At 70.6% G+C, this 21,420-nt stretch carries 18 protein-coding genes and 1 pseudogene; 9 read left to right on the top strand and 10 right to left on the bottom strand.

The window, feature by feature from the left end; all coding sequences use genetic code 11:
• Positions 1-14 precede the first annotated feature (14 nt).
• On the top strand, positions 15-1,112 hold the full coding sequence (locus Aco03nite_RS01815; protein WP_203792788.1) for a glycoside hydrolase family 53 protein: 1,098 nt from the start codon (positions 15-17) through the stop codon (positions 1,110-1,112).
• Between the two features lie 103 nt (positions 1,113-1,215).
• Here the strand turns inward: Aco03nite_RS01815 and Aco03nite_RS01810 are convergent, their stop codons facing one another.
• Entirely contained in the window at positions 1,216-1,881 is a 666-nt protein-coding gene (locus Aco03nite_RS01810) for a laminin G domain-containing protein (protein WP_239144840.1), read from the bottom strand.
• A 318-nt stretch (positions 1,882-2,199) separates the two neighbouring features.
• Between Aco03nite_RS01810 and Aco03nite_RS01805 the strand changes: the two genes are divergently transcribed.
• Complete coding sequence (locus Aco03nite_RS01805; RefSeq protein ID WP_203792786.1) at positions 2,200-2,907, top strand: hypothetical protein; 708 nt, start codon at positions 2,200-2,202, stop codon at positions 2,905-2,907.
• Position 2,908: 1 nt separating this feature from the next.
• Here the strand turns inward: Aco03nite_RS01805 and Aco03nite_RS01800 are convergent, their stop codons facing one another.
• A complete protein-coding gene (locus Aco03nite_RS01800) occupies positions 2,909-4,531 on the bottom strand; it encodes an amidohydrolase (RefSeq protein ID WP_203792785.1) in 1,623 nt (540 codons plus the stop codon).
• Between the two features lie 90 nt (positions 4,532-4,621).
• Between Aco03nite_RS01800 and Aco03nite_RS01795 the strand changes: the two genes are divergently transcribed.
• The 4 genes from Aco03nite_RS01795 to Aco03nite_RS01780 all read left to right on the top strand — a co-directional run bounded on the left by Aco03nite_RS01795 (position 4,622) and on the right by Aco03nite_RS01780 (position 9,773).
• On the top strand, positions 4,622-6,202 hold the full coding sequence (locus Aco03nite_RS01795; protein ID WP_203792784.1) for an AAA domain-containing protein: 1,581 nt from the start codon (positions 4,622-4,624) through the stop codon (positions 6,200-6,202).
• The gene (locus tag Aco03nite_RS01790) at positions 6,199-6,924 is read left to right on the top strand and encodes a hypothetical protein (RefSeq protein WP_203792783.1); all 726 of its coding nucleotides are present in this window, start codon (positions 6,199-6,201) and stop codon (positions 6,922-6,924) included. Before Aco03nite_RS01795 ends, Aco03nite_RS01790 begins: the two co-directional genes overlap by 4 nt.
• Before the next feature lie 82 nt (positions 6,925-7,006).
• Entirely contained in the window at positions 7,007-7,555 is a 549-nt protein-coding gene (locus Aco03nite_RS01785) for a TetR/AcrR family transcriptional regulator (RefSeq protein ID WP_203792782.1), read from the top strand.
• Between the two features lie 25 nt (positions 7,556-7,580).
• Positions 7,581-9,773 carry an MMPL family transporter gene (locus tag Aco03nite_RS01780; RefSeq protein WP_203792781.1) on the top strand — a complete coding sequence of 731 codons (2,193 nt, stop codon included), beginning with the start codon at positions 7,581-7,583 and terminating at the stop codon, positions 9,771-9,773.
• Between the two features lie 234 nt (positions 9,774-10,007).
• Here Aco03nite_RS01780 and araA read toward each other — a convergent pair whose 3' ends face one another.
• The 5 genes from araA to Aco03nite_RS01755 all read right to left on the bottom strand — a co-directional run bounded on the left by araA (position 10,008) and on the right by Aco03nite_RS01755 (position 16,108).
• Entirely contained in the window at positions 10,008-11,492 is a 1,485-nt protein-coding gene (gene araA / locus Aco03nite_RS01775) for an L-arabinose isomerase (RefSeq protein WP_203792780.1), read from the bottom strand.
• Between the two features lie 17 nt (positions 11,493-11,509).
• Complete coding sequence (yjfF, locus tag Aco03nite_RS01770) at positions 11,510-12,526, bottom strand: galactofuranose ABC transporter, permease protein YjfF (protein ID WP_203792779.1); 1,017 nt, start codon at positions 12,524-12,526, stop codon at positions 11,510-11,512.
• Positions 12,523-13,533 carry an ABC transporter permease gene (locus Aco03nite_RS01765; protein ID WP_203792778.1) on the bottom strand — a complete coding sequence of 337 codons (1,011 nt, stop codon included), beginning with the start codon at positions 13,531-13,533 and terminating at the stop codon, positions 12,523-12,525. Before Aco03nite_RS01765 ends, yjfF begins: the two co-directional genes overlap by 4 nt.
• Positions 13,530-15,056, bottom strand: a complete 1,527-nt coding sequence (locus Aco03nite_RS01760) for a sugar ABC transporter ATP-binding protein (RefSeq protein ID WP_203792777.1) — start codon at positions 15,054-15,056, stop codon at positions 13,530-13,532. The genes Aco03nite_RS01765 and Aco03nite_RS01760 overlap by 4 nt, the downstream gene beginning before the upstream one ends.
• A 68-nt stretch (positions 15,057-15,124) precedes the next feature.
• On the bottom strand, positions 15,125-16,108 hold the full coding sequence (locus Aco03nite_RS01755; RefSeq protein ID WP_203792776.1) for an ABC transporter substrate-binding protein: 984 nt from the start codon (positions 16,106-16,108) through the stop codon (positions 15,125-15,127).
• Between the two features lie 300 nt (positions 16,109-16,408).
• Between Aco03nite_RS01755 and Aco03nite_RS01750 the strand changes: the two genes are divergently transcribed.
• The 3 genes from Aco03nite_RS01750 to araD all read left to right on the top strand — a co-directional run bounded on the left by Aco03nite_RS01750 (position 16,409) and on the right by araD (position 19,487).
• On the top strand, positions 16,409-17,404 hold the full coding sequence (locus Aco03nite_RS01750) for a LacI family DNA-binding transcriptional regulator (protein WP_203792841.1): 996 nt from the start codon (positions 16,409-16,411) through the stop codon (positions 17,402-17,404).
• A 415-nt stretch (positions 17,405-17,819) separates the two neighbouring features.
• Positions 17,820-18,674, top strand: coding sequence for a hypothetical protein (locus Aco03nite_RS01745; RefSeq protein WP_203792843.1), 855 nt, complete (start codon positions 17,820-17,822; stop codon positions 18,672-18,674).
• 105 nt (positions 18,675-18,779) lie between these two features.
• Positions 18,780-19,487: an L-ribulose-5-phosphate 4-epimerase AraD gene (gene araD / locus Aco03nite_RS01740; RefSeq protein WP_203792775.1), complete on the top strand. Its 708-nt coding sequence runs from the start codon at positions 18,780-18,782 to the stop codon at positions 19,485-19,487.
• Here the strand turns inward: araD and Aco03nite_RS01735 are convergent.
• From Aco03nite_RS01735 to Aco03nite_RS01725, 3 genes and pseudogenes are all read right to left on the bottom strand, one after another.
• Positions 19,466-19,750, bottom strand: a complete 285-nt coding sequence (locus Aco03nite_RS01735; RefSeq protein WP_203792774.1) for a hypothetical protein — start codon at positions 19,748-19,750, stop codon at positions 19,466-19,468. The genes araD and Aco03nite_RS01735 overlap by 22 nt on opposite strands.
• The gene (pstS, locus tag Aco03nite_RS01730; RefSeq protein WP_203792773.1) at positions 19,731-20,777 is read right to left on the bottom strand and encodes a phosphate ABC transporter substrate-binding protein PstS; all 1,047 of its coding nucleotides are present in this window, start codon (positions 20,775-20,777) and stop codon (positions 19,731-19,733) included. The genes Aco03nite_RS01735 and pstS overlap by 20 nt, the downstream gene beginning before the upstream one ends.
• A gap of 175 nt (positions 20,778-20,952) precedes the next feature.
• Positions 20,953-21,420 (bottom strand): annotated as a pseudogene (locus tag Aco03nite_RS01725) (hypothetical protein); the annotation flags it as partial.

Genomic DNA, 21,420 nt, shown 5'->3' with positions numbered 1-21,420 from the left:
TGAAGGAGCGACAAATGAAAATCAAGGCCGCCGTCACGACCGCGATCCTCGCGATCGCCGTGATGGTCAACCCCGCCCCCGCACAGGCCGCCTCCCTCACCATGCTCGGTGCCGACGTGTCGTCGCTGCAGCGCACGCTCGATCTGGGCGGCAAGTACTACAACGCTTCGGGAGCCGAGGCGAACGCCTACGACATCCTGAAGACGGCGGGCGTCAATTACGCCCGGCTGCGTGTCTGGAACAACCCGGCCAGCGGTTACAACAACAAGGCCAAGGTGCTCCAGCAGGCGGCGGCCATCAAGGCCAAGGGCCTGAAACTGATGGTCGACTTCCACTACTCCGACACCTGGGCGGACCCGGGAAAGCAGTATCCGCCGGCCGCCTGGGCGTCCTATTCGCTCAGTCAGTTGCAGACCGCCGTCTACAACTACACCTACGACGTCTGCACCAGCCTGAAATCGGCCGGGATCACCCCGGACAGCGTGCAGATCGGCAACGAGATCAACGTCGGCATGCTGTGGCCGAGAGGCCGGGTGGTGAACAACGATTTCGCGCCGCTGGCGTCGCTGCTGAAACAGGGTTACAACGCGACGAAAGCCTGCAACAGCGGGACGCAGGTTCTGATCCATGTGGCTGACGCGGACAGCATGGCGAACGCGCGCTGGTTCTACGACGGCATCAAGGCGCAGGGTGTGCAGTGGGACATCAGCGCGCTGTCGTACTACTGCATGTGGCACGGCACGCTGGCCAACCTCTACAACGTGATCACCGACGTGCGGACCCGGTACGGCAAGCCGGTGGTCATCGTGGAGACGGCGTACCAGTTCACCAGCGCGGACGCCGACAGCGAGAAGAACTCGATCCCCGGCACGGTGCTCTGCGACAGCATCCCGGCGACCTGGGCCGGCCAGGCCCAGCAGTTCACCTGGGTGCAGAACACGGCCCGCAACGCCGGCGCGATCGGCGTCTTCTACTGGGAGCCGACCTGGTACGCGATCAAGGGCAACGGCTGGGATCCGGCGAACATCAACGGCACCGGCGACGGCTGGGACAACATGGCCGTCTTCGACTGGGGCGGCAAGGTCAACCCGTACATCAAGTGGGCGGCCTGACGCTCGGTTAGCTGTCCGGTCCGGGTTCTCCCGGACCGGACAACGCCATTTTCGGTACGAATGACGAAAAGCCCCGTGGCCACGCCGCAAGGCGGGCGGCCCGTCACCACCGATCCGCGTCCGCCGGGCCGGATGCGTCCGTCCCGGGCACCGGGGCACCCTGGATCACCACCCAGTCCAGATCGCCCGCGTAGTAGTCGCAGCCGACCTTGATCTGGTCACAGTCGGGTTTGCCGCCGATCGACACCGGCCAGTCGTTGTCGATCGTGCCGACCCGGCCTTCCCGGGCGGCCACCACCTGACCGTCGACGGCCAGGTAGACCCCGGACGCCAGCCGGGAGCAGCGCACCAGGTGCCAGCCGCCGTCGTTGATCCGGTCCGGGGCGATCAGCTCGATGGTCCCCTTGGAGCCCCGGAACGTGCAGGTGGCCCGGCCGTTCGGGAGCTGGATCTTCCAGTTGCCGCCGGGTACGGTCGCCTGGCCCTTCTGGATCACGTTGCCGAACTTGTGTGTGGTCTTGAGCCGCAGTGTCACCACGAAGTCCCGGTCGCCCGGGTCAAGATCCGAATGGTCGGGAACGTTGACCAGGTGGCCGGGACGGGTGGGCGGAGTGTCCGGTTCCAGCCGTTCGAAGCGGTATCCCACGGCGACGCCGTCGAACATCCCGACTCCGACCTCGTGCCCGATCCGCCCGTGATGCCCGCGTCCGCTGCTGTCCACCATCCAGGTGCTACCGGACGGTTCACCCATCGTCCAGGCCGCCATCATGCTTGCCGAATACGCCTCCGCGGGCCCGGCGAGCGAGGAGAATAAACAGCTCAGAACGGTTGATGCGGCCAGCGTGCGACGTAAAACCATGGCTCGTCCTCGAATGATCGGAGAGGGGGACCGAATGAGCTTATTGCGAGTCTTGTCCGATTTCGCGTCATGCACCGTGCGTGTTGGTACGGACACCGCTGCCGCTCTCGCAGACTGCCGCGCCGGCTTGGTAGCATCCGCCGATCATGGCCAGCGCTCCGGCCACACCCTTCACGACGAACCCGGCCGGGTGCCTGTCTCACCCCTGTAGATAAGGATCGTGTCGAAGTGCTTCTCAATGGGACGGACAGTCAGACCTCGGAGCATTCGGTGATCGCCCCCAACCCAGGCCTGCCGAACCAGGCTCTGCAGGTGCTGGCGCTGGCTCAGCGCACCGCCGAGGAGCACGTGGCGAGCGCCCAGCACCACGCGGACAAGATCCGGACGGACGCGCTGGCCGCCGCCGAGCAGATCGCGCGCGACGCGCAGGCGCACGCCAACAACGTCCGCCGGGAGGCCGACCGGGTGCTCGCCGAGGCCCGCGCCGGCGCCGAGCAGATGGCCCGGGACGCCCAGGCCCGCGCCGAGGAGGCCCGGCGTACCGCGGAGAAGATCGTGGCCGACGCCCGGTCCCGGGCCGAGACCATCGGCGCCGACGCGCACGCCGGAGCCGAGCAGCTCAAGCACCAGGCCCAGCAGCGGTACGACGACGTGGTCGGCAGCCTCGGCGCCAAGCGGGAGGCCCTGCAGCAGCAGATCGAGGCCCTGGAGCAGTTCGACCGGGAATACCGCGGGCGCCTCACCGGGTTCATGCAGAGCCAGCTGCGGGCCCTCTGGGTGGACGCCCCGCAGATGAACGAGTACGTCGAGGAGGAGCCGGTCGCCGAGGTCATCGAGGCGGCGCCGGTCCAGCAGTCCCGGCACGCGCAGGCGGAGACCGCCGACGAGGAGCAGGACGAGGACGAGGACCAGCAGCAGCCGGACGAGAAGAAGTAGGTCAGAACACCCGGGTTCCGTCCACCCAGGTCGACACGACCCGGGTGGACGCGATCTCCGCGGGCGGGGCCAGGAACGGATCGCGGTCCACCAGCACCAGGTCGGCCCGGTTGCCGATGCGGATCGTCCCGGTGTCGTCGAGCCGGTTCACGTACGCCGAACCGGCCGTGTAGGCCGCCAGCGCGGTGGCCAGCCCGAGCCGCTGCTCCGGCAGGAACGCCTGATGATCCGCGCCGTCGTGCACCCGGTTCACCGCGACGTGGATCGCCTGCCACGGATCGGGGGTGCTGACCGGCCAGTCGCTGCCGGCCGCCAGGTGTGCCCCGGCCCGCCACAGGTCACCGAACGGGTACTGCCGCCCAGACAGCGACTCCCCCAGGAACGGGATGGTCAGCTCGTCCATCTGCGGCTCGTGCGACGCCCAGTAGGTCTGCAGGTTCGCCGTCGCGCCCAGCCGCCGGAACCGCGGCACGTCGTCCGGGTGCACCACCTGCAGGTGCGCCAGGTGCGGCCGGGTGTCCCGGAACCCGTTCGCCGCCCGGGCCGCCGCCACCGCGTCCAGCGCGTCGCGGGCCGCCCGGTCGCCGAGCGCGTGGAAGTGCGGCTGGAACCCGTGCGCGTCCAGCGCCGTCACGTAGCCGGGCAGCTCCGCCGGATCGATGAAGGACAGTCCCCGGTTGGCGGTGACACAGCCGCAGGCGTCCTTGTACGGCTCGGTCATCGCCGCGGTGAAGTTCTCCGCCACCCCGTCCAGCATCAGCTTCACGCTGTCGCAGCGCAGCCGCCCGACGGTGAACCGGTCCCGTTTCGCCAGCAGCTCCGGGATCTGCTCGGCGCCGCGCTCGCGGTCCCACCAGAGCGCCCCGATCACGCTCGCGGTCAGCCAGCCCTCCCCGGCGGCGGCCAGGTAGGCGTCGGCCACGTCCGGATAGCCGTTGGTGGCGCACACCATCGCGTCCTGCCAGGCGGTGATTCCCAGCGAGTGCAGCAGCGTCTGCGCGCGCCGCAGCCCGGCGATCCGGTCGGCCGTGGTGACCTCCGGCAGCAGGCACTCGACCAGCTCCATCGCGCCCTCCTGCAGCGCGCCGGCCGGTGAGCCGTCGGCCAGCCGGTCGATCCGGCCGTGCTCCAGGTCCGGGGTGTCCGCGGTGATCCCGGCCAGCTCCAGGGCCCGGCTGTTCACCCAGGCGCCGTGGTGGTCCCGGTTGATCAGGTAGACCGGCCGGTCCGGCACCACCCGGTCCAGCAGCTCACGGCCCGGCACCCCGCCGGGGAAGCTCTCCATCGACCAGCCGCCGCCGACGATCCACTCGGCGTCCGGGTGGGCCGCGGCGTAGCCGGCGATGCGGCGCAGGTACTCGCCGACGTCGACGGTCTCGGTCAGGTCGCACTGGTTCAGCTCGACCCCGCCGACCACGGCGTGCACGTGGGCGTCCTGGAACCCCGGCAACAGCAGCCGCCCGGCCAGATCGACGACCTCGGTGCGCGGCCCGCGCCAGTCCCGCAGGTCGTCGCCGACAGCGGCGATCCGCCCGGCCCGCACCGCGACCGAGGTGGCCGGGCCGTCGCCGGCGCTGAACACCGGGCCGCCGGAGAAGAGCAGGTCAGCGTACTCGGACGGCATCGGCGTCTCCGATCTTCGGACAGGGCCCAGGGCCCTCATTCAACCCTGCGTGGTTTGATGCCCGCCGCCGGGCACAACTATGGTGAGCGGATGGCGTCGACCCTTGTCGATCTAGAGCATCCGTCGAATCGGAACGAGGGGTTCTGCGCCGCCCTGGAACTGGCCGTGGCCGCCGCGCGGGAGCTGGAGCCGGGCCCGGTTCCGGCGTCGCGGGACGCCGGGCTCGACGAGCGGGTGCAGCGCGACGCGATCCTGCGGCTGCGCTCCGGCGCCACCGCCAATCCGGGGCTGCTGTCGCTGCTGGCCGACGGCCGGTTCGCCGAGCACTTCGGTGACCACGAAGCCGATGACCGGGACGGCGCCGACGAGGTCAGCCGGGCGCTGGCCGTGCCGGACCTGTTCTGCCTGGCCTCGCCGCCCGGCACCACCCGCACGCTGACCGTTCTGGAGATCGTCCGGGCCGCCGCCGAGCGCGGCGAGCGGGTGCTGATCGCCGCGCCGACCGCGCCGGGGGTGGAGGCGATCGTGTCCCGGCTGCCGCCCGGCGCCACCGTGATCCGCACCGATCAGGCGGGTTCCGGGCCGGGCAGCATCACCGCCGCGGCCGACGGGGTGCAGCACCGGGTCCTGTCCCGGTCGCAGGCCGCCGCCCGCGCGCTGGAGCCGTGGCTGGGCGAGCCGTCCCCGGCGCTGGGCTGGCTGCGGCGGCTGACCACGGCGCTCGGCGAGGCGGCCGAGGCGCGCGAGCGGGCCGAGCGGGCGGTGGCGCACCGGGACGCGACGACCCGGGACACCCGGCTGCGGCTGGGCGCGGCGGCACGGGCCGCGGAACAGGCGCGCGACGAGGCCGGCGCGGTGGTCACCGGCACGGCCGGCGAGGTGGAGCGGCTGACGGCGGCGTTGCGGCGGGCCGAGGGTTCCCGGCTGCGCCGGTGGAGCACGGGCGGGCTGCGGCGGCGGTTGAGCGATGCGGTCCGGGTCGCGGCGGTCGCCCGGTCGGCGTTCCACCAGACGATTGCGGCGTACGAGGAGAGCGCTCACTCGCTGGACCGGGCCGTCGAGCAGGACGGTGCCGTGCGGGCCGCCGCCGACCGGGCCGCGTTCGCCGACCTGGCCGCGCTGCGTGCCCTGGAGTCGGCGGAACGGTCCGCGCACCACCTGACCCGGCTGCTAGACGGGGTGGACGCGGCGCCGAAGTGGACCGCCGACCCGGCCGGGCTGGCCGGTTTCGCCGAGCACTGCGCCGCGCGGGAACCGGTGCTGCGCGGCCGGGCCGGGCTGCTGCGGGAGTGGCGGCAACGGGCCGCCCGGCCGACCCGGCAACTGCACCCCGAGCTGCTGCGGTACGCCGACGTGGTGGCGTCGACGTGCCTGGGCGCGGGCCGCCCGGAGTACGGCGAACTGGAGTTCGACCTGCTGGTGCTGGAGGACGCGGCCCGGATCCCGGTGCCGGCCGCCCTGGTGCCGCTGGTCCGGGCGCGCCGGGCGGTGCTGGTCGGCGAGACCCGGCGGCCGCTGTTGCGCGACACCGAGGTGGTGCGGGCCTGGGTGGCGGCACGCTGCCCGGCGGGCGCCGACCCGGACGAGCTGGCGGCGCTGCTGACCGGGAGTGTGTTCGAGCGGGTGGTGGCGCGGGCGCCGGAACGGAACCGGGCGGTGACGCTCTGGTGACCGAGGCGGCACATCTGCCGATGCGGGAGGTGATCCGGCGGGCCGGGGCGCTGCCCAACGTGCGCCCGGTGCGGTTCGTGCCGCTGCTGCTGCCGATGTGGGCGGTCGAGGTGGTGGCGACGGTGCGGGAGTCGCACGCGTACGACGTCTTCGACCGTTATCTGACCCGGGCACTGGCCGAGGCCGGGCTGTCCGGGACCGCGGAGCTGGCCGGGTTCTTCGGGGTGGAGCCGCTGCTGGTGGAGCGGACCGCCCGGTTCCTGGAGCGGATCGGGCACGTCCGGCCGGGCGACGGCGGGTGGGAGCTGACCGCGCTGGGCCGGCGGTCGGTCGCGGACGGGCGCCGCTATCTGCTGTCGCCGGGCCGCCGGATGACGCTGCGGTTCGGTGGGAGCCGGGCCGAGCCGGTGCCGTTCGCGCACGCCACCCACTCGGTGTGGCTGGACCGGCCGGCCCTGACGCTGCCGGACGGGACGGTGTTCGCGCCGGCCGGGGCGTCGCCGGAGCTGCCCGCGGGGTCGGTGTCCGGGCTGCTGGAGCGTGACGATCTGGCCGACTTCACCGGGCCGGCGGTGCCGGTGCGGGTGGAGGCCCCGCGACCACGGCGGGTGTGGCTGCCGGTCTATCTGGTGGAGTGCGAGGACGATCCGGTGGTCTTCGGGTGGGCGGTCGACGGGCCGGATCCGTACCTTTTGCGGGTTTACCTCAGTCACGCCGGGTAATCAGATCTGAACCTTTCGCAGTGTGGGGACCGCCACGGTCCCTCACGGACCAGGTTGGTCCATAACGGTCTACGGTGGTCCCATGCCCCGTCCCACCAAACAGCAGATCGACGACGAGATCCTCGAGGCCGCCGCCCTGCTCTTCGCCCGGCACGGCTTCCGGGAGACCTCGATCCAGCGGATCGCGAACTCGGTCGGCTACTCCAAGACCGGCCTGCTGCACCGCTTCCCCACGAAGGAGGCGCTGCAGGCGGCGGTCATCGAGCGCTGCGTCGAGCAGATCCGGGAGACCGGTTCCGGTGTCACCGAGCTGCCGGCCGGCCCGGAGCGTGACCGGATCGTGGTCGCCCACATCGCCGAACTGGCCGTGGGCAGCCCCGGCATCGTCGCCCTGCTGTTGTCGTCGCTGCTCAGCGAGCCGGAGAGCGACATGGGGTGCGCCCTGGAGAGCATCGGCGAGAGCATCGCCGCCGCCTTCGGGGACGATCCGCACGCCGACGTCACCCGGGCTCTGCGGGTCACCGCCGCGCTCGGGGCCGTCGCCGTGGCCAGCGTGACCCTGCGCGACCAGATCACGCCCGACGCGACCGCTCTCCTCGCCGAGATCGGGTTCGACGCGCTCGGGCACTGAACCAACGGAAACAAGGGAACCCCTCATGGCAACACTGCTGCACCGCCTAGGACTCGCTTCGGTCCGGCACCGGCTCCTCGTCACGATCGCCTGGCTGGTGGCCCTGGTCGCCGTCGGCGTCGGGGCCGGGACTCTGGCCGGGAGCACCGCCAACACGTTCAGCATCCCCGGCCAGGAGTCGACCACCGCGCTGACCCTGATGGAGGAGAGATTCGGCAAGGCGTCGTCCGGTGCCACCGTGCAGGTGGTGTTCCAGGCCCCGGACGGGCAGAAGATCACCGACCCGGCGAACGCGGCGAAGATCGCGGAGACCGTCGCCGCCCTCGGTGAGCTGCCCGGGGTGGTGAACGCGTCGAACCCGCTCGACCCGCAGGCGCCCACCGTCTCGCCGGACCAGGTGGCGGCGTACAGCTCGGTCACCTACCCGGTGCAGCCGTCCGAGGTCACCGACGACGAACGTGCGGCGATCATCGACGCGGTGGACCAGGCCCGCGCCGGTGGCCTGACCGTCGAGGCCCGCGGCGAGGCCCTGGAGAACCCGGCCGACCTCGGCGGCAGCATCTCCGAGGTGATCGGTGTGCTGATCGCGCTGATCGTGCTCGCCCTCACCTACGGCTCGCTGGTCACCGCCGGGATGAACCTGCTGACCGCGATCGTCGGCGTCGGCCTCGGCGCGGCCGGGATCATCACCCTCACCGGTTTCATGGACCTGCAGTCGACCACCCCGATCCTGGCGGTGATGCTGGGTCTGGCGGTCGGCATCGACTACGCGCTGTTCATCGTCACCCGGTTCCGGCACGAGCTGCGCCGTGGGCTGCCGGTGGAGGCGGCCGCCGCGATGGCCGTCGGCACCGCCGGGGCGGCGGTCGTCACGGCCGGCCTGACCGTGGTCATCGCCCTGGCCGGACTCGCGATCGTCGGCATCCCGTTCCTCAGCGAGATGGGCATCGCCGCCGCGGCCACCGTCGTGATCGCCGTCCTGGTCGCGATCACCCTGGTCCCGGCCATCCTCGGCTGGATCGGCATGCGGGCCCTGCCGCGCCGCCTGCGGGACGTCCCGCTCGCCTCCTCCGACATCGCCGAGGGCCGGGGCTTCGTGCACGGCTGGGCGAACATGGTCAGCCGGCAGCGCTGGCTCAGCCTGATCGGCGCGGTCGCCCTGCTCGGCGTGATCGCCATCCCGTTCTCCTCGATGCAGACCACGCTGGTCCAGCGGGCCGCCGAGGGCAGCACCCAGGCCTCGGCCCAGGCGATCATGGACGCCCGGTTCGGTCCCGGCGTCAGCAGCCCGCTGCTGATCCTCGTCGACGGCCCGAACTCCACCGCCCACGCCACCGAGGTGCAGAAGCAGGTCGCCGGGCTGGAGGGGGTGGCGATGGCGCTGCCGGCCACCCCGAACCAGGACGGGTCCGCCGCGCTGATCACGATCATCCCGGCGTCCGGGCCGGACGACCAGAAGACCGTCGACCTGGTGCACGACATCCGGGACCGGGTCGACGACGCCGACGGCGCCGAGGTGTACGTCACCGGCAGCACCGCGGTCAGCATCGACGTGTCGCAGAAGCTCAACGACGCGCTGCCGGTCTACCTGGCGCTCGTCGTCGGACTGGCGTTCGTGCTGCTGGTGCTGGTGTTCCGGTCGCTGCTGGTGCCGGTCGTCGGGGTGCTCGGCTTCCTGCTGACCATCGGCGCGGCGTTCGGCGCCACCGTCGCGGTGTTCCAGTGGGGCTGGGCCGCCGACGCGGTCAACGCGGGCTCGACCGGGCCGATCCTCAGCCTCGCGCCGATCATCATCGTCGGCATCCTGTTCGGCCTGGCCATGGACTACCAGGTGTTCCTGGTGTCCCGGATGCACGAGGCGCACGCCCACGGCGCGTCCCCGCGGGACGCCATCGTCACTGGGTTCCGGCAGGCGGCGCCGGTCGTCGTCGCGGCGGCGACCATCATGTTCGCGGTGTTCGCCGCGTTCGTCCCGGAGGGCAACGACACGATCAAGCCGATCGCGTTCGCGCTGGCGGTGGGTATCGCCTTCGACGCGTTCATCGTCCGGATGATCGCGGTGCCGGCGGCGCTGGCCCTGATGGGGCGGGCCGCGTGGTGGCTGCCGTCCTGGCTGCGCCGGCTCCCCGAGCTGGACGTGGAGGGCGCCGCCCTGGAGCGCAAGCCCCCGGTGATCGAGCCGGCCGCCGGCAAGGAGCCGGTTCCGACGTCGGTCTGACAGGCCTGGGCCGCGTGGTGGATTCCGGTTCGGCACCCACCACGCGGCGGTCTCACCGTCACGGGCCGCTTCCGGTTCTGCCGTCGCGGGCCGCTTCCGGCCCGGCGGTCGCGGGTCGGCCGGGACGGGCCGCCAACCTCGCGCGGACCCGGCAGAGCTGTCCTCAATTCGTAAAATATCCGCTTTGAGAGCAGTGGCCCCGACCGGCGCGAACCGGTCGGGGCCGACGTGCGTCTAGCGGCCGAATCCCCGGGCCAGGCGGTGGTAGGCCTGGTTCCAGCGGACCTCCTTGGCGAACGAGCGGGTCGTGGTCGACTCGTCGATGACCAGGAGTTCGGTGCCCACCATCTCGGCCAGGTCGGCCAGTTCCTCGGTGCCGACCGCGGACGACATGACCGTGTGGTGCGGGCCGCCGGCGGTCAGCCAGCACTCGGCGGACGTGGACAGCGACGGGGCCGGCTTCCAGACCGCGCGGGCCACCGGGAGCTTCGGCAACGGCGCGGTCGGCGGGACCACCTCGATCTCGTTGGCCACCAGGCGGAAGCGTTCGCCCAGGTCAGCGAGGCCGAGAACAACGGCCGGGCCGGGAGCGGCGTCGAAGACCAGGCGGACCGGGTCCTCGCGGCCGCCGATGCCCAGCGGGTGGATCTCCAGCTTCGGCTTGCCGGCGGCGATCGACGGGCACACCTCGAGCATGTGGGCGCCGAGGATCACCTCGTTACCGGGCGTGAGGTCGTAGGTGTAGTCCTCCATGAACGACGTGCCGCCGCCCGGGGCCATCGCCTTGAGGGTGTGAACCAGAACGGACGTCTTCCAGTCGCCTTCGCCGCCGAAGCCGTAGCCGTCGGCCATCAGCCGCTGGACCGCCAGGCCGGGGAGCTGGCGCAGGCCGCCGAGGTCCTCGAAGTTCGAGGTGAACGCCCGGAAACCGCCCTCGGTCAGGAACTGTCGCAGGCCGAGTTCGATCCGGGCGCCGTAGCGCAGCGAGTCGAGCCGGTCGCCGAGCAGCTCCGGGACGACGTCGTAGGTGTCCCGGTACTCCTCGACCAGCTTGTCGATCTCGGCATCGCCGATCTGATCGACAACGGACACCAGATCATTGACGCCGTACGTGTTGACCGACACGCCGAACCGCAGCTGAGCCTCGACCTTGTCGCCCTCGGTGACCGCGACGTCCCGCATGTTGTCGCCGAACCGGGCCAGCTTCAGGTTCCGCATCGCCGAGTAACCGCGGGCCGCCTTCACCCAGGTCGCGATCCGGGCCACCACGGCCGGGTTGCTGACGTGCCCGGCCACCGTCTTGCGCGGCACCCCGAGCCGGGCCTCGATGAACCCGAACTCCCGGTCGCCGTGCGCGGCCTGGTTGAGATTCATGAAGTCCATGTCGATCTCGGACCAGGGCAGCTCGACGTTGTGCTGGGTGTGCAGGTGCAGCAGCGGGGCACGCAGCGCGTCCAGGCCGGCGATCCACATCTTCGCCGGGGAGAACGTGTGCATCCAGGCGACCACACCGAGCACGCCGGGTGTCGAGGAGGCGCGGCGGCAGACGTCCAGGATCTGCTCCGGGCTGGTCAGCACCGGCTGCCAGACCACGTCGGCGTCGAGTTGCGCGTCCAGTTTCGCAGCGATCTCGCGGGACTGGGCGGCGACCTGGTCGAGCGTCTCCGGGCCGTAGAGTCCCTGGCTTCCGGTGAGGAACCAGACTTCCCCGTTACTCATGTGTCCCCTTTTTGCTGTCATTTGGCTTTCCTCGTGACCAGGCGCTGCATCACGATGAAGACGAACAGGAGCACGCCGACGACGATCCGGGTCCAGGCGGCGTTCAGGTCGCCCTGGAAGTTGATGATCGTCGTGATCAGGCCGGCCACCATCACCCCGAGCAGGGTGCCCCACACGTAACCGGCGCCGCCGGTGAGCAGGACCCCGCCGATCACGCAGGCGGCGATCGCGTCCAGCTCGTAACCGTTGCCCTGCAGGGCGTGCCCGGACGTGGAGTTGATGCTGTAGAGCACCCCGCCGAGCGCGGCGCAGAAACCGCTGATGGTGTAGACGACGATCCGGGTCCGGCCCACCGGCAGGCCCATCAGCAGGGCCGAGTCGGAGCTGCCGCCGATCGCGTAGACGTTGCGGCCGAACCGGGTCCAGGCCAGCACCGCCGCCGCGATGATCACCACGAGCACCGCGATGATCGCGTTCGGCTTGGTGACCACGCCGTCGGCCAGCTCGATCCGGTAGTCGGAGATCGCACTCCACGTCTCGTTGCGGATCGGGATCGACTGCTGGTTGATGAAGAGCGCCAGCCCGCGGGCCAGGAACAGCCCGGCCAGGGTGGCGATGAACGGCTCCACCTTGAAGAAGTGGATCACCGCGCCCTGTCCGGCGCCGATCAGGGCGCCCAGGATCAGCACCGCCGGGAGCACGACCAGCGGCGGCCAGTCACCCTTGAGCAGGGTCGCGGTGAGCACGGTGGTCAGCGAGATGACCGCGCCGACGGACAGGTCGATGCCACCCGTGATGATCACGAAGGTCATCCCGACCGCGACCACCAGCAGCACCGCGTTGTCCCGGAACAGGTTGACGAAGACGCTCGGGTCGCCGAAGTTGTCGTAGTTGGCGATGCCGGTGATGTACATGATCGCGAGCAGGCCGAGGGTGGCCAGGATCGGGATGTACTTGGCGTTCGGCTTGTAGACCCGCCGGCGTTTGTTGAGTTCCGGGCCCTTGGTGACCGGTGTCATGGATGCTGTGGTCATGCCGCGACCGCCTGTCGGGTCTTGAAACGGCCGAACACCTTGGCGCGGAAGTCCGGCGACTGGGACAGACACAGGGCGACCACGACGACCGCCTTGAACAGCAGGTTCGCCTCGGGCGGGATGCCGATCGCGACGACCGTCACCGACAGGGTCTGGATCAGGATCGCGCCGATCACCGTGCCGGCGATCGAGAACCGGCCGCCGATCAGGGCGGTCCCGCCGATCACCACGGCCAGGATGGCGTCCAGTTCGATCAGGTTGCCGGCCGAGATGCTGTCGGCGCTCTTGATGTTGGCGCTGTAGATCAGGCCGGCCAGACCGGCGAAACCACCGGCCACCACGTACACCATGATCGTGATGCGGCGGGCGCCGATGCCGGCCAGGCGGCTGGCGGTAGGGCTGCCGCCGACCGACTCCAGCAGCAGACCCAGCGCGGTACGCCGGGTGAGCAGCAGGATCAGCGCGACGGCGGCGGCCGCGATCAGGAACGCCACCGGCAGGCCGAGGAAGAACCCGGTCGCGATGGTGGCGTACGGCCCGGACTGCACGTTGATGATCTGACCGTCGGTGATCAGCTGGGCGATGCCCCGGCCGGCCACCATCAGGATCAGCGTGGCGATGATCGGCTGGACCCCGATGATCGCCACCAGGGAACCGTTCCAGAGGCCCATCACCAGCGAGACCCCGATGGCCACGGCGACGACCCCGAGGACCGGGCCGATCGCGTTCTGGTTCGGCAGGTCCTGGATCAGCAGGCAGGCGACCGCGCCGGAGATGGCCATCACCGCGCCCACCGACAGGTCGATGCCGCCGGTCGCGATCACCAGGGTCATGCCGAGCGCGACCAGGATCAGCGCCGAGCTGCCCCGCAGGATGTCGATCAGCGAACCGAAGAGGTGGCCGTTCTGGACGGTGATGAACTGGTTGGACGTGAACGCGTTGACGACCAGCAGCACCACGAGGATGACTGCCGGCCAGAAGAGGCGGTTCTTCACTATGGAGTTCATGACGTTGCTCCGCTGGCGATGGTCTGCATGATGCGGTCGGCGTCGACGCCGGCGGTGTTCTCCAGCTCCTCGACCAGGCGCCGGTCCCGCAGCACCTCGATCTTGTGGCTGAGGCGGAGGACCTCCTCCAGCTCGGCGCTGACGAACAGGACCGCCATGCCGCCGTCGGAGAGTTCGGCGACCAGCTTCTGGATCTCGGCCTTGGCGCCGACGTCGATGCCCCGGGTCGGCTCGTCGATGATCAGCAGCTTGGGCTCGGTGATCAGCCACCGGGCGAGCAGCACCTTCTGCTGGTTGCCGCCGCTGAGGTTGCGGACCGGGCGCTCCGGGTCGGCCGGGCGGATCTGCAGGGCCTTGATGTACTTGTCGACGATCTCGTCCTGCTTCTTGCGCGGGATCGGCCGGGTCCAGCCGCGGGAGGCCTGCAGCGCCAGGATGATGTTCTCCCGGACGCTCAGGTCGCCGATGATGCCCTCGGTGCGCCGGTTCTCCGAGGAGAAGGCGATGCCCCGCTTCATGGCTGCCTGCGGGTCACGCAGCGTGGCCGGTTTCCCGTCCAGGTGGATCTCGCCCTGGTCGGCCTTGTCGGCGCCGAAGAGCAGGCGGGCCAGTTCGGTACGGCCGGAGCCGAGCAGCCCGGCCAGGCCGACGACCTCGCCGGCGTGGATGGTCAGGTCGTACGGGGCGATCGCTCCGGTCCGGCCCAGGCCCTTGGCCTCCAGGACCGGCTTGGCCTCGGCGGCACGTTCCCGGTTGCGCTGGGCCTTGTCCTCCAGGTCCTCCAGCGCGGCCAGCTCCTTGCCGATCATCTTCTCGACCAGCTGGACCTGGGGCATCTCGGCGGTCTTGTACTCGCCGATCAGCTGGCCGTTGCGCAGCACGGTGAGCCGGTCGGAGATCTCGTAGATCTGGTCCAGGAAGTGCGAGACGAACAGGATCGCCACGCCGGACTCCTTGAGCCGGCGCATGATCCGGAACAGCTGCTCGACCTCGGAGGTGTCCAGGCTGGAGGTCGGCTCGTCGAGGATCAGCACCCGGGCCTCGATGTCGATCGCGCGCGCGATCGCCACCATCTGCTGAATCGCCAGGGAATAGCTGCTCAGCGGCGCGGACACGTCGAGGTCCAGGTCGAGCCGGGTGAGCAGTTCGGCGGCCCGGCGGCGCATCTTGCCCCACTGGATCCTGCCGAACTTCCGGGGCTCCCGGCCGATGAAGATGTTCTCCGCGACCGAGAGGTTGGTGCAGAGGTTGACCTCCTGGTACACCGTGCTGACGCCGGCCTGCTGGGCCTGCAGCGGGCCGGAGATCCGGACCGGCGCGCCGCCCAGTTTGATCTCGCCGCCGTCGATCTCGTAGACGCCGGTCAGCACCTTGATCAGGGTGGACTTCCCGGCGCCGTTCTCACCCATCAGGGCGTGGACCTCGCCCGGGAACAACCGGAAATCGACGCCGTCGAGGGCGACGACGCCGGGGAATACTTTTCGGATCCCGGCCATCTCGAGGACCGGAGACTGCTCGCCCATTGTGGCTCCGTTTCGAGCGCCGTAGGTCGCCACGGCTGCAGCCGTGGCGACCTACGGGGCATCTGGAATCAGTACTTGCGGTTCGGGAGCTCGGTCTTGGCCTGCTCCTGGGTGAAGGTGGTCTCCTCGGTGAGGATCCGCTTCTCCACCTTCTCGCCGGCGTTGACCTTCTTGGCGATGTCCATCAGCTGCGGGCCGAGGAGCGGGCTGCACTCGACGATGAAGTTGATCTTGCCGTCGGCCAGGGCGGTCATGCCGTCCTTGACCGCGTCGACGGTGATGATCTTGATGTCGGTGCCGGGCTTCTTGCCGGCCGCCTCGATCGCCTCGATCGCACCCAGGCCCATGTCGTCGTTGTGCGCGTAGAGCACGTCGATGTCCGGGGTGGACTGCAGGAAGGTCTCCATGACCGTCTTGCCGTCGGCACGCTTGAAGTCGCCGGTCTGGGTCTTGACGATCTTGAAGTTCGGGTTCGCCTTGATCGCGTCACCGAAGCCGGTCTGCCGGTCGATGGCCGGAGCCGAACCGGTGGTGCCCTGCAGCTCGACGATGTTCACCGGCTCGGACTTGCCCTCGTACTCCTTGAGCAGCCACTCGCCGGCCTTCTGGCCCTCGACCTTGAAGTCCGAGCCGAGGAACGACTCGTACAGGCTGTCGTCCTGCGAGTCGACGGCGCGGTCGGTCAGGATCACCGGGATGCCGGCGTCCTTGGCCTCCTTCAGCACCGCGTCCCAGCCGGAGGTGACCACCGGCGAGAAGGCGATCACGTCCACCTTCTGCGTGATGAAGCTCCGCAGCGCGGTGATCTGGTTCTCCTGCTTGCCCTGCGCGTCGGAGAACTGGAGCTTGATCCCGGCGGCCGCGGCCGACTCCTGGATCGACTTGGTGTTCGCGGTACGCCAGCCACTCTCGGCACCCACCTGGGAGAAACCGAGAGTGATCGTGCCGTCGTCGCCCTTGTCACCGGAGCCGCTGTCGCTGCCCCCGCAACCGGCCAGCGCCGACACGGCCAGGAGACCACTGAAAACCGCTACAGACAGAGACCTGCGCACTACAACCCCTCCAGAACTGTTACCGTTCACAAATAAGCAGCGCTATGGGCTACCAGCCCAAACACGCGGGAATCGGCGTCCTACTGCGACCGCCGTCACAGCTTGCGTTTCGTGAGTGTTACCGTTCTCAACCCGGCCGTCAAGAGATAACGATCAACGTTTCGTATCTGTTGCAAGAAGGCCTATCTCACCCGTGGTGATCGAACGGAAGCTGCTAGGAATCGTCCAATGGCGACATCTGACCCCGAGCCGGCGCCCTTCGCGCCCCGGCCGAAACCCGGGAGGGAACGCGGCAGCGTCATGCGTGACGTGGCCAAACTGGCCGGCGTCTCGCACCAGACCGTGTCGCGGGTGATCAACGAACACCCCCACGTCCGGGCCGAGACCCGCGAACGGGTGCTCGCCGCCATGCGCTCGCTCAACTACCGGCGCAACCTGGCCGCCCGCACCCTCGCCACCCGCGAATCGCACACCCTCGGGATAGTCGGCTTCGAAACCACCCTGTTCGGGCCCGAATCCATGCTCTACGGCATCGAGAGCGCCGCCCGCGCCGCCGGATACCTGGTCAGCGTCGCCACCGTCCGGGACCTGTCGCACCGGCCCGTCCTGGAAGCCGTCGACCGGCTCGTCCAGCACGGCGTCGACGGGATCATCGCCATCGCGCCCAAACACGCGGTCACCACGGCCCTGACCCACGCGCCCACCGGAATGCCCTGCGTCGCCGTCGGAGGAGACGGACAAGCCGGATTTCCTACGGTACGGGTGGACAACGCGGCCGGGGCCCGGCTCGCCACCCGGCACCTGCTCGACCTGGGCCACGCCACCGTGCACCACGTGGCCGGGCCGCTCGACTGGCCCGAGGCACAGTCCCGCGTCGACGGCTGGCGGGAAACCCTGTACGCGGCAGGCGCCGTCGTCCCGCCCGTCACCGCCGGCTGGTGGGACGCCGCCGCCGGGTACGAACAGGGCCGCCGCCTCGCCGCCGACCCCACCGTCACCGCCGTGTTCTGCGCCAACGACCGGATCGCCCTCGGCGTGCTGCGCGCCATGCACGAATCCGGGCGGCGGGTACCCGGCGACGTCAGCGTCACCGGATTCGACGACATGCCCGACTCGGGCTACTTCCTGCCGCCGCTCACCACCGTCCACCAGGACTTCGCCGAACTGGGGCGGCGCGCCCTGGCCCTGCTGCTACGCCACATGGCCGTGGCGGACGGCGCCAGCCCGCCGGAGGACGTGGTGGTCGCGCCGCGCGTCGTCGCCCGCGCCAGCGCCGGCCCGCCCCGGCCCTCTTGAGATCGGCCGCCTGCCGTCTTGAGATCGGCCGCCTGCCGTCCTTGATATCCGCCGCTCGCCGTCCTTGAGAATCGGCCGCTTGCCTTCCTTGAGATCCGCCGCCTGCCGTCCTCGAGAATCGGCCGCTTGCCGTCCTTGAGGTTGGCCGCTTGCCGTCCTTGAGGTTGGCCGCTTGCCGGCCTTGGAGTTGGCCGCTTTGCCGATCGCCGATTTGTCGGCCGTCGCTCGGCCTTCGGGAGGGTCGGGGGCGGCCGAGCCGGGTGGCGGTGCCAATCTGCCCTCGCTCCGGTGACCGAGGGTTGCGCGGCGGCGGCACACGGCTACAGTCCGAGGGGTGTTCATCGACGACACACCGTTCCTGGACGGCCCGGCCACACACGCCGGGCTGCCGGCGACCTCGAAGGGACGGTGACCGATGACCGCCGGGGCGAACTCCTGGTTCCGGCGGAGGGCCCCACGGCTCTCCGGCACCCTGCACATCCGCAACGCCGACGGTCACGAGCTGACGATCCCGCTTCGCGGCCGCGACACCCTGCTGACCACACCCGGCAGCACCCTGCCCGGTTACGGCGAGGCATGGGCGATAACCACCGGCCCACCCCCGGCAACCACCGCGACACCCGGCACATCAGGCAAACCCGGCGGAACACCCGGCGCCGCGCGCAGAACCAGGGCGACATCCGGTAACGCGGCCGGCGCGGTGAGTGAAGTCGGTCCGGTGGGTGAGGTCGGTCCGGTGGGCGAGGTCGGTCCGGTGGGTGACGGGACCGGTGTGATGATCGTTTACGGTCCTACCGAGTCGGTGGAGGACCGGCGCTCCGGGATCTGCCCGCCCGATCGCACCATCACCCTCGGCGGTGTCGACTTCACCTGGCTGACCGGAGCCGGGGTCCGGATCCCGGCGCCCCGCAAGCCCGCGCGCAACGTCTCCCCCGGCCTCCACGCCCCACGCCCTCGCGCCACCAACGCCCGCGCCGAGGCCGGCCGGGCAGGGGTGGGAGGGGAAAAGGCCCGCCGGGCCGGAGGCGAAGGGGCCCGCCGGGCCGGAGGGGAAAAGGCCCGCCGGGCCGGAGGCGAAGGAACCGGCCGGGCCGGAGGGGAAAAGGCCCGCCGGGCCGGAGAAGGCAGCGGGAGGCCTGGCCGGGAAGGCGCGGACCGGGACTGGGCCGGGCGGGAGCGGGACTGGGCCGGGCGGGAGAAAGCGGCCGGGCTGGGTGGGCGCTTCCGTAACATGGTTCGCGTCGTCACCCGGGCACGTGTGAAGAGGTAGGTTTTCTCCTGTTGCCGCTAACATCCGGGTGTTTCGGCCTGGTGTCGTGGTGATCGTGCTCGGCTATCGTGAGCGCTAACATCCGCCGGTCGAGGAGAAGACGTCGTGACTTTCGGTTCGCCGGCCCTGCGCCGGGCCGTCCTGTTGGCCAATCAGAGGATTCCGGCGGCCGGGCTCGCCCAGCTCACCTGGGGGAACGTCAGCGGCATCGACCGCGAGGCCGGGCTCTACGTGATCAAGCCGTCCGGGGTCGCCTATGACGATCTGACCGAGGACGACCTGGTGCCCGTCGACCTGGCGACCGGCAAGGTCCTCGACGGTGACCTGCGCCCGTCGGTGGACAGCGAGAGCCACCGCGCGTTCTATCTGGCGTGGCCGTCGATCGGCGGGGTCACCCACACCCACTCGACGAACGCGGTCGCCTTCGCCCAGGCGAACCTGGACGTGCCGGTGCTCGGCACCACGCACGCCGACACGTTCGACGGCCCGGTTCCGGTGACGCGCGGGCTGACGCCCGAGGAGTGCGAGACCGACTACGAGCTGAACACCGGCCGGGTCATCGTCGAGCGCATCGGTGACGACGAGGCCGCCGCCGGGATGCCCGCCGCCCTGGTCGCCAACCACGGCCCGTTCACCTGGGGCGCCACCCCGATGAAGTCGGTCGAGCACGGCATCATCCTGGAGGCGGTCGCCGAGATGGCGCTCAAGACCCTGGCCCTGAACCCGGCCGCCACCACCCCGCAGCACCTGCAGGAACGGCACTTCAAGCGCAAGCACGGCCCGGGCGCCTACTACGGCAACCCGAAGAAGTAGCCGACCGGCGACCCGGAGATGTAGCCGACAGGCAACCCGAAGAGGTAGCCGACAGGCAACCCGAAGAGGTAGCCGACAGGCAACCCGAAGAGGTAGCCGACAGGCAACCGGGAGAGGTAGCCGACAGGCAACCGGGAGAGGTAGCCGACAGGCAACCGGGAGAGGTAGCCGACCGGCGACCCGGAGAAGTTGCCGCCCGGGCGCCCGGAGAAGTGACCGTCGGGTAGCCGGGGGAGGGAACGCTCACCCCATGGCCGCCACACTCGCGGCCACCTGTTCGCGGAGGGCTGCCGGCAGCGGGGCGAACCCCGCGCCGGCGGCCGCCTCCTGCCCCACCTCACTGGCGGCGTAGGCGAGGAAGCTGCGCGTCACCCCGGACGCCGTCCCCTGGCAGACCACCTCGTAGGTGACCGACACGATCGGATAGGCGCCACCGTTCGCCCCGGCGTGGTCGATCTCCAGCCGCAGATCGCCGGCTTCACCGGAGGTCCGGGCGGCCGCGATGGTCAGACCGGCCGCCTGGTCGGTCGGGTCGGTGAACCGCCCGTCGCCGGTGCCGACCTTCACCCCGGGAAGATCGTTGACGCGGGCGTACGACGATTCCACGTACCCGATCGCGCCTTCGGTCCGGGCGATCGCGGCCACCACCCGGTGGCTGCCCTTCTGACCGTCTCCCCCGCTGACCGGCCAGGTGCTGCCGGTGCCCCGGGTCCAGACCGACGGGGCGGCCGCCGCCAGGTAGGCGAGGACGTTCGCGGTGGTGCCGGAACTGTCCGACCGGTGCACCACCCGGATCCTGGTGGCGGGCAGCGCGACGCCCGGGTTGTCGGTGGCGACGGCCGGGTCGTTCCAGACGGTGATCGCCCCGCTGAAGATCTTGGCGATGGTGTCCGGCGCCAGACGCAGCCCGTCGACTCCGGCGACGTTGTAGGCGAGCGCGATCGGCCCGGCCACCAGCGGCAGGTGGACCGCCGGACCGGTTCGGCAGCGGGTATCGGCGGTGCGCTGGTCAGCGGCGCTGAGCGGGGTGTCGGTGCCGGCGAAGTCCCCGGTCCCGGTGAGGAAGGCCCGCACACCCGCGCCGGAGCCGATGCTGGCGTATTCGACGGTCGCCTCCGGACAGGCGATCTGGTACGCCTTGATCCACGCGTTGACGGCGTTGGTCTGCGCCGACGATCCCTGTCCGGTCACCGGCCCGGAGCCGCAGGCGATCCGCTCCGGCTCGGGTTCGGGCGCCTGGCAGCCCGCGGTCGCGAGCAGCACCACGACGGCAAGTGAGCGCAGCCACATCTTCAGTGTCCTTTCAGGGCGACGGGAGCAGAGTCAGGGCACGGAAGAACCGGAACCGGCAGGACCACAGCCAGTGGCACCAGGGCCGGTAAAACCGAGGCCGGCGGGACCACAGCTGACGGGACCACGGTCGGCGAGACCGGGGCCGGATGGGTGACAGTGCGGAAGGGAGGCGTCATCGGTATTCGGCCAGGCGACGGCGTACCGCCAAGGGGATGAGAGCGACGACGACCGCGAGGAGCACGCCGGGCAGCACCGTCGAACCGGTCAAGGTGGTGTCCGCGGCGCGCAGCGCCCGGTCGAAATCCCGCTTGCGCTCGTCCGCGACGGTCGCCACCGAGGCGTCGAACCAGGCGAAGTCGAAGGCGGCGTCCCCGCGCCGGATACCGGTCAGGAGGCGGGCCGCCTCGTCGGTCTTCCCGGAGTCGGCGAGGTTGAGGATCTTCAGGTGGACCCGCTGGTAGCCGGCCCACCGTTCGGCGGCCTCGGGCCCGGCGAGACGGGCCAGGCCACCGCCGGTGGTTCCGGCGCCAGTACCGATGGTTCCAGTGCCGGTAGTGCCGGTGCCGGTGGTGCCAGCGCCGGTAGTGCCGGAGCCAGTGCCGGTGGTACCGGCGCCGGTGGTGCCTGTGCCAGAGCCAGT

Origin of the sequence: Actinoplanes couchii, assembly GCF_016862075.1 — a bacterium.
GTDB classification, from domain to species: Bacteria; Actinomycetota; Actinomycetes; order Mycobacteriales; family Micromonosporaceae; genus Actinoplanes; species Actinoplanes couchii.
This window is presented reverse-complemented; position numbering and strand designations above follow the sequence as displayed.